The sequence below is a fragment of the uncultured Rikenella sp. genome (assembly GCF_910579375.1).
Classification (GTDB): domain Bacteria; phylum Bacteroidota; class Bacteroidia; order Bacteroidales; family Rikenellaceae; genus Rikenella.
In genome coordinates, this window is the sequence record NZ_CAJTUJ010000108.1 from 1 (window position 1) to 6612 (window position 6612).

General features: G+C 63.3%; 4 protein-coding genes. 1 reads left to right on the forward strand and 3 read right to left on the reverse strand.

Features of this window, described 5'->3' with window-relative positions; genetic code table 11:
- Nucleotides 1-665 precede the first annotated feature (665 nt).
- The 3 genes from QZ302_RS07930 to QZ302_RS10015 form a co-directional block, all read right to left on the reverse strand.
- A complete protein-coding gene (locus QZ302_RS07930) occupies nucleotides 666-3764 on the reverse strand; it encodes an efflux RND transporter permease subunit (protein ID WP_294594278.1) in 3099 nt (1032 codons plus the stop codon).
- A 12-nt stretch (nucleotides 3765-3776) separates the two neighbouring features.
- Nucleotides 3777-4910, reverse strand: a complete 1134-nt coding sequence (locus tag QZ302_RS07935; RefSeq protein ID WP_294594279.1) for an efflux RND transporter periplasmic adaptor subunit — start codon at nucleotides 4908-4910, stop codon at nucleotides 3777-3779.
- A 136-nt stretch (nucleotides 4911-5046) separates the two neighbouring features.
- Nucleotides 5047-5352 carry a hypothetical protein gene (locus QZ302_RS10015; protein WP_365320720.1) on the reverse strand — a complete coding sequence of 102 codons (306 nt, stop codon included), beginning with the start codon at nucleotides 5350-5352 and terminating at the stop codon, nucleotides 5047-5049.
- Between the two features lie 518 nt (nucleotides 5353-5870).
- On the opposite strand from QZ302_RS10015, the gene QZ302_RS07945 reads away from it, so the two are divergent.
- Nucleotides 5871-6017 (forward strand): hypothetical protein, encoded by a 147-nt coding sequence (locus QZ302_RS07945; RefSeq protein WP_294594281.1) that lies wholly within the window; start codon nucleotides 5871-5873, stop codon nucleotides 6015-6017.
- Nucleotides 6018-6612: the final 595 nt, after the last annotated feature.

Sequence of the window (6612 nt, forward strand, 5' to 3'; positions counted from 1 at the left end):
GCGCGCCTGCGCGATTCATCTATAATTCGGCTACCGCCGAAATCGCTGAATCGCTTCTTTAAGCGTGGCGCGCGATGTAATAAAAGGCCGCCCGCAGTGGCGCGAACGCGTCTGCCGGGCAGGTGTGCCCACAGGGCGTTTTACTGCCAGCCTCTACCCCACGTTCTTTGTCCGCGCGCTGACGGAAATCTTATTCAAACACGAATTACGCGTTTGAATGATTTCCTACTTCAGCGATCGCGCGCGGTCGAACTTTCACCCGCCTGAAACTACCCTGCGCGGGCGGCGGTCGGTTAGTAAAGCAAAGACAACCCTAACAAAACGCCCGATGGGCGCACCGGCGGGACGGAGCGATACTGCGTATCGCTTAACCGCCTCAGCCCAATCCTTTGTCCGCGCGCTGGCGGAAATCTTATTCAAACGCGAACTACGCGTTTGAATGATTTCCTACTTCAGCGGTCGCGCGCGGTTGAGCTTTGACCCGGATAGTACCGTTCTTTTTCTGAAGAAAAAGAACCAAAAAGACTTTAGAGCGCATCCCTATGGGATGCTTTGGCCGGGTCTACCCGCATGCACAAAACCGCGGCCTTGTTCTTTGTCCGCGCATCCTTCGACGGATGCTGCGCATCCTTAAGCTGCCGGGGCCCCAAGTAACACGGCCACCATCAATCGGCCTGCGAACGGTCGGGACGGCTCGTCAGCAGATACATGATCGGGATCACGAAGCCGTTCAAAAAGGTCGAGGTGAACAAACCGCCTAAAATCACATCCGCCATCGGACTCTGAATCTCGTTCCCCGGCAGGTCGCCCCCCAACGATAACGGAATCAACGCCAGGGCCGAGGTCAGGGCCGTCATCAGAATCGGATTCAGCCGGTCGGCAGAGCCCTGTATCACACTATTCATCAACGACATCCCCGACAATCGCAGGTCGTTATAACGCGCGATCAGCAACATCCCGTTCCGGGTCGCGATGCCGAACAGCGAGATGAAACCGATGATCGCCGGAATGCTGATCACTCCCCCCGTCACCCACACGGCAAACACGCCGCCGATCAGGGCCAAAGGCAGGTTCAACAGGATGACCGCCGACTGCTTCACGCTCCGGAACTGATTGAACAACAGCAGGAAAATCACCAGCACAGACAACACCGAAGTCAGCAGCAGGGTCCGCGAAGCGGCCTGCTCGCTCTCGAACTGGCCCCCGTACTCGATGCGATAGCCCTCCGGCAGCTCGACCTCCGCGTCGATCGCCTGCCGAATCTCCTGCACCACGCTCCGAAGATCGCGCCCCGCCACGTTGGCCGACACGACCAGCTTCCGGGAGACATTCTCGCGGTTGATCGTGTTGGGCCCCATCGACGACCGAATCGTAGCCAGCTGGCGCAGAGGTACTTTCCGGCCTCCGGCATCCACCGTCAGGTCGCCGATCCGATCGGCCGTCGCCCGGCCCGCGTCGTCCACTTTCAGGGTCAGGTCGAACGAACGGTCGCCCTCATAGACCGTCGAGACCGCCTCGCCTGCCAACATCACATTCACCAGCTGCGCGAACGCGGGCAACGAAATCCCGTACCGGGCCAGCATCTCGCGATTCGGTTCGATCTGTAACTGAGGACGTTCGACCTGCTGTTCGACATTCAGATCGGCCAGCCCGTCGACTCCCTCGACCGCTTCGCGAATTCGGTTACCGAGGCTGTAAAGCCGTTTCAAATCCGGCCCGAAGAGCTTGATCGCGATACTGGCCCGCGTCCCGGAGAGCATCGCGTCAATGCGGTGGGTGATGGGTGAGCCGACCTCGACGTTGATCCCCGGAATCGCGCCGAGCCGCTCGCGAATCTCGGCCTGGACGGCCTCTTTCGACCGGTCGGCGAGCACGAAGGGGGCCTCGATCTCCGAGTCGTTCATCCCGAGGGCGTGTTCGTCGAGCTCGGCCCGGCCGGTCTTGCGCCCCACGGTCTGTATCTCGGGAATCGAAAGCAGGGTCTCTTCGACGCGGCGGCCGATCCGGTCGGACTCGTCGAGCGAAATCCCCGGCAGGGTGCTCACGTTGATGGTGAACGACCCTTCGTTGAACGGCGGCAGGAAGCTCCGCCCGAGGCCGGCGAAGAGGACGACGGCTCCGACGAAGGCCACGCCGGTCGCCCCGAGCACCCACACCCGGTGGCGCAGGGCCCAGCGGAGCATCCGCAGGTAGAGGCGTTTCAAGTGTCTGGCCACGAAGGGTTCGCGCTCAAGGCGGCCGTTCTCGCGCCGGCTCCCCAGCAGGTAGCTGCAGAGCACGGGGGTCAGGGTCAGGGCCACGAGGGTCGAGGCGCACAGGGCGGTGATAAAGGCCACGCCGAGCGGGGCGAGCATCCGCCCCTCCATCCCGGTCAGGAAGAAGAGGGGGACGAAGCTGACGATGATGATGAGGGTGGAGTTCAGGATGGGCATCCGCACCTCGCGCGAGGCTTCGAAAATAACGGTCAGCACGGGCCGCCGCTCTTCGGAGGGCCGGGCGCGGTTCTCGCGCAACCGCTTGAAGACGTTCTCGACGTCGACGATGGCGTCGTCGACGAGCGAGCCGATGGCGATGGCCATCCCGCCGAGGCTCATGGTATTGAGGGTCAGCCCGAGGAGCTTCAGCATCAGGATCGACACGACGAGCGCCACAGGAATGGCGACGAGCGAGATGACGGTCGTCCGGAGGTTCATCAGGAAGAGGAAGAGCACGACGGCGACGAAGATACCGCCCTCGTACAGTGAGCGTTGGACGTTGTCGATGGAGCTCTCGATGAAGCGTTCCTGGCGGTAGATGTCGGTCGAGAGCCGAACGTCGGGCGGCAGGCTATGCTGCAACTCGGCCAGCGCGCGGTCGACGCGCTCGGTGAGCTCGACGGTGCCGACCTGGGGCTGTTTCGAAAGGGTCAGAATCACGGCGGGTTCGGTGCGGTACGAGGCGACGCCGGTGCGGGGCGAGCGGTTCCCGATCCGGACGTCGGCGATGTCGCGCAGCCGGACGGAACGACCGTCGGGGCTCTGTTTGACCCATGCGGAGCCGAGGGCCTGCGGGTCGTCGGTCGAGAGGAGCCCCCGGACGATATATTCGTTGCCGTATTCGTACAGTATCCCGCCGGAGACGTTGCGGTTCATGTTCTGCACGGCGGCGTAGGCTTCGTCGAGCCCGACGCCGTAGTGCCGCATCCGGGCGGGCGAGAGAAGGATCTGGTACTCTTTGACTTCGCCGCCGAGCACAGCGACCTGGGCCACGCCGCCGACGGCCAGCAGCCGCGGCCGGACGCTCCAGTCGGCGAGCGTCCGGAGCTCTTGCAGGGAGGTGGTGTCGGCGGTGAGGGCGACGAACATCAGCTCGCCGAGGATGGAGGACTGGGGCCCGAGGGTCGGGTTGCCGACCTCGGGCGGAAGCGACTCGCGCACGGCGGCGAGCCGCTCGGAGACGACCTGACGGGCACGGTAAATATCTGTCCCCCAGTCGAATTCGACCCAAACGACGGAGAATCCGGTGGTGGAGGAGGAGCGCACACGGCGCAGGTCGGGCGATCCGTTCACGGCGGTCTCGATGGGGAAGGTGACGAGGCGTTCGACCTCTTCGGGGGCCATTCCGGGGGCTTCGGTCATGACGACGACGGTGGGGGCGTTCAGGTCGGGAAAGACGTCGACCTCCATCCGCGAGGCGGTGTAAAGGCCACCGACGAGCAGCAGCACCGACATGACAAGCACGGCGAGGCGGTTGTCGAGCGAAAATCGGATGATTTTATTGAGCATGACGGGCGGAGATTAGTGGTTGTGGGTATGGGCGGGGATGGCAGCCGAGGCGCCGGCGAGTTTCACCTGATAGGCGCCGCGGGTCACGACGCGGTCGCCGGGCTCGAGCCCGCTGAGAATCTCGACGCGGGAGCCGTCGTTCTGCCCTACTTTAACCTCTTGTTTCTTAAACACTTCGTCTTCCAGCTGGAGATAGACGAACCGAAGGCCCTGCTCTTCGGTCAGGGCGGAGAGGGGAACGGTGATGGCCTCTTCGCGCGGCCGGGCGAGGAGGTAGACGTCGACGAAAGAGCCGGGCAGGAGGTCGCCGGGGTTTTCGAATTCGAAGACGAGGGGGATATAGGCTCCGGCGGCGGCCTGGCCGGTGGAGATCAGGCGGCCGTCGAGGTCGGCGAGACGCCGGACGGTGTCGTCATAGGCGGTGCGGAAATGGGCGCTCCGGATGGCGCTCAGCGAGCGGAAGGCGTGTTCGGGCAGGTCGGCGCGCAGTTGCAGCCGACGGTTCCGCCCCACGACGGCGATGGGCTGGCCGACGGAGACGTATTCGCCTTGCCCGACGAGACGGCTCTTGAGGTAGCCGTTCATGGGAACGGGCACGGCGAGTCCGCGGGCGGTCATGCGCTGTGCCTGCCCGCGCCAGGCGGCTCGGGCGGCTTCGTAGCGGGCGCGGATGGCGTCGAACTCCCGGGCGGAGAGGAGGGTATCGGCCCGGAGGGTTTCGGCGCGGCGGTATTCGCGTTCGGCGGCTTCGAAGTTCAGGGCGGCGCGCTGGACGGGGTCGCCGTCGAGGAGGGTCTCGCCGGAGATGGAGGCGAGGGTCGCGCCGGCACGCACGGCGGAGCCTTCGGTCAGCGAGGGATCGGTAAAGTAGAGGATGCCGCTGGACGGGGCGGCGATGGTCTGTTCGTCGCCGGCGGGGGACTGGAGCTGGCCGCCGACGGGAATAACGGCGGCGAAGGGTGCCAGCGAGACGGTCTCGACTTCGAGTCCGGCGGCTGCGGCCTGGGCGCGGGTGAAGCCGACTTCGCCGGGATGGTCGTGTTCGTCAGCGGCGGGAGCGGTTTCGACGGGGTGATCGTGCTCGTCGGCGGTTTCGGCAGAGTGGTCGTGGGCGGGGGTTCCGCAGGCTGCACAACCGGCTGCCAAAAGGAAAAATAGGGATTTTCGAACGAATAATAAGGTCTTCATCGCTGGAGATGGATAATATAGACGGACTCTACCTTACTCCTCTATTTATCAGAGGAATAAGGTACATTTTTCAAGAAATTCGAAAGGAATCTTTTCAGGACTGAAAAACTGCCGGAGGCCCGCGCCGAACGCGGTGGCTCAGCACGCCGTCGCTGGCCCACAAAAAGAGAGGGCTGTCATAAAAGACGAAAGAGGATATGTCCTTAATTCGATGGAATTCAGCACAATGCCAGCATCCGCCGCAAATCGGCATCCAAAAATCGGGGGTCGTCCGATGATCTTCGCCGGCTACGAAACGCTGCTCTTCCAGACACGAACTCCGGTCGTCGGCGTCATGGCCGGCGTGAGGATGTGCGAGATCGGAATCGCCACCGACTCGGTGTTCGACCTCCAGGCACATAGCACCGGCATGGTGGTGGTGCGGCACAAAGGGCACGACCAGCAGCAGGAACAAGGCCCAGCTCAAAAAGGCTATGGAGGTCTTTCGTTTCACGTGGTCGGAGGTGGGAGGATATGCAAATATAGGATTATTTTGCGATTTTCGGAAATCGAGCGAGTTTCGAGCACGGTGCGGGTGGCCCCGGGCTTCCGCGGTCGTTCAGAGGGAGCCATAGGCGGTGCAGGCGATTACGGTTATAGTTGGTCGTATCCGTTTCTTGACACCCATGGCATGTTTCTGGGAATCGGCACCGTTTGGCTCAATCCCGGCAGCGCAGACTACCGCGCCTACGGTTATCAGTTGCGGTGCCTCTCGGAATAAACGCGCCCACAGGGCGTTTTATTGGCAGCCTCTACCCTAAATGGGAAACGAGGCAGGTCGATTGCCTGAGGTAGAGGGACCATTGGGGCAGAGAAAAGCCGGTTCGAATGCCGAGCGGCACCGCCCCGGGCTACCGCGAAAGAACTACGGGCGAGCTAATGAGTCTCGGCAAGCATGGGTTCAGTTGGTCTTCCGAAACGAACGGAATGCACGGTGTGGATCTGAGTTTCCACACGCAATACTTCGATGCTCACGGGGCGAGCCATCGGGCGCACGGTTTTCAGTTGCGTTGCCTCTCGGAATAAACGAGGGTGCCGCTCGCGGGGGGCAAGGGGTTGGAGTTACTCTAACTGGGTCGACTTTGGCGGACGGAGCTAGCGGGGGCCGAACGAGGCTCACGAGTTGCGGCCCTACGCCGGGGGTGGCTCCGGCCCGCGCGACCCAAAGGGTCGCAGGAGCACTGCCCATTCGTTTCTTTTAGGCAGTTCGCCGCCAGCGGAGGCGCAACGAGCTCCGACGAGTTGCAGCCCGCCGCGTAGGGTGGCTCCGGCCCGCGCGACCCGTTGGGTCGCAGGAGCTAGCCCCATTCGTGCTAGGCGCAACAACAGTTCGGCCTGTCGCCCATTCCCCCGAGCGGCTTCGCCGCTGGGCGACAGGGCCGGCGACCCTAAAGGGTCGCAAGAGCACAGCCCAAAAGTTTAGCCCAACTCTCCGCCCATTCTTCCTCGGGCGCGCCCCCCGGCGCCCGCCTTCGGCGTTCGCTGCGCGCCGAAGACGGCGATTCTCTGAATCGCGCTATTCGCTCTCGGCCTATAGTAGTTCGCCGCCAGCGGTGAGCAGCAACGAGCACCGACGAGTTGCAGCCCTCCGCCTGCCGGGGCGGCGGACTGCGCGGCTCTA